Genomic DNA, 1,248 nt, shown 5'->3' with positions numbered 1-1,248 from the left:
TGGCCTGTGCAGAGCGGGCCTGCTGGCTGAAGGAGAGGGTATGAAAACCGGCCAGGGCCGCTCGCATCAGGGGAGAATTTTTCCCCGATTGGGCGCGCACGCCACGGGCGACCAAGGCCAGAATTCCCTGTTGCTTGCTGAACAGATGCAGCACCAGAGAGGTTTCACGAAAGGGGGTGCGCCGCAGCAGCACCCCCTCATCCGAGCGCCACATCCTCCTCAGGAGAGTCGGCGTCCTGGTTGACGGTGGGATAACCCAGATTGCGCAGCAGCGAGATATCTTCGCCCCACTCTTTGCGGACCCGCACCCATAATTTTAAGAAGATGGGCACGGAGAAGAGTTGCTCCAACTCTTTGCGGGCGGCACTGCCCACCTGTTTGAGCATACTGCCTTTTTGTCCGATGACAATCGCCTTTTGGGACTCGCGTTCGACGAGAATGGTGGCTTCTACATCCCAGATCTCTTTTTCTCCAGCCGGGATACGGGGTTGAAATTTATGCAGGTGTACGGCCAGCGAATAGGGAAGCTCTTTTTGCAGGTGCAGAAAAAGTTTTTCACGAATCACTTCGGCAGCAAAAAATTGTTCTGGTTGATCGGTCCATTGCTCTTCTGGAAAATAGTGCGGCCCTTCAGGCAGATAGTCGGGCAACAAGGAGAGCAGATGCTCGATATTATAACCGGTCAAGGCGGAGATCGGTACCACTGCCACACAGGGGATCTCCTGCAAAGCCTGCAGACGGGCAAACAGAAGCGGTTCGGGCAGACGATCCACTTTGTTGAGAACCAGGAGTACGGGACGCTGTTTCTCCTGGTTGTTGGTTGGTTGCAACCGCTCCAGGATGGTACGATCGGCATCGTTGAGGCCACGGGTGCCATCGATAAAGTAGAGGATCAGCTCTCCTTCTCGGCAGGTTTCGTAAGCAGTGCGCACCATGGCCTTGTTGAACAGGGAGGCGCCTGGGCGATGGATGCCTGGGGTGTCGAGCAGAATGATTTGACAATTGGGGCGATGGCAAACCCCAAGAATGCGGGTCCGGGTGGTTTGTGCTTTGGGGGTGACGATAGCCACTTTTTGCCCCAAAACCATATTGAGGAAGGTGGATTTGCCGGTATTGGGTTGCCCGGCTATGGCGACAAAGCCGGATTTGAAAGGTGCGGTTGCTGCTTTTTCGTTGACTCGACTTGCTTTGGGTTGCTTTATCACAAAAGTATCTCCATATCGTGCGCAAACCGCTCTTCTGTCGGTT

2 protein-coding genes are annotated in these 1,248 nt (G+C 54.9%); both read right to left on the bottom strand.

Annotated elements, in window-relative coordinates:
- On the bottom strand, nt 1–214 hold a 214-nt coding region (locus EJP87_RS16685; protein ID WP_193771493.1), incomplete at its 3' end, for a recombination protein O N-terminal domain-containing protein.
- The gene (gene era, locus EJP87_RS16680) at nt 198–1,205 is read right to left on the bottom strand and encodes a GTPase Era (RefSeq protein WP_227657736.1); all 1,008 of its coding nucleotides are present in this window, start codon (nt 1,203–1,205) and stop codon (nt 198–200) included. The genes EJP87_RS16685 and era, both read right to left, overlap by 17 nt.
- Nucleotides 1,206–1,248 lie beyond the last annotated feature (43 nt).

Origin of the sequence: Candidatus Magnetaquicoccus inordinatus (assembly GCF_004217665.1) — a bacterium.
Classification (GTDB): Bacteria; Pseudomonadota; Magnetococcia; order Magnetococcales; family Magnetaquicoccaceae; genus Magnetaquicoccus; species Magnetaquicoccus inordinatus.
The sequence above is the reverse complement of the archived record's forward strand: the minus strand, read 5'-3'. Positions and strand labels throughout refer to the sequence as shown.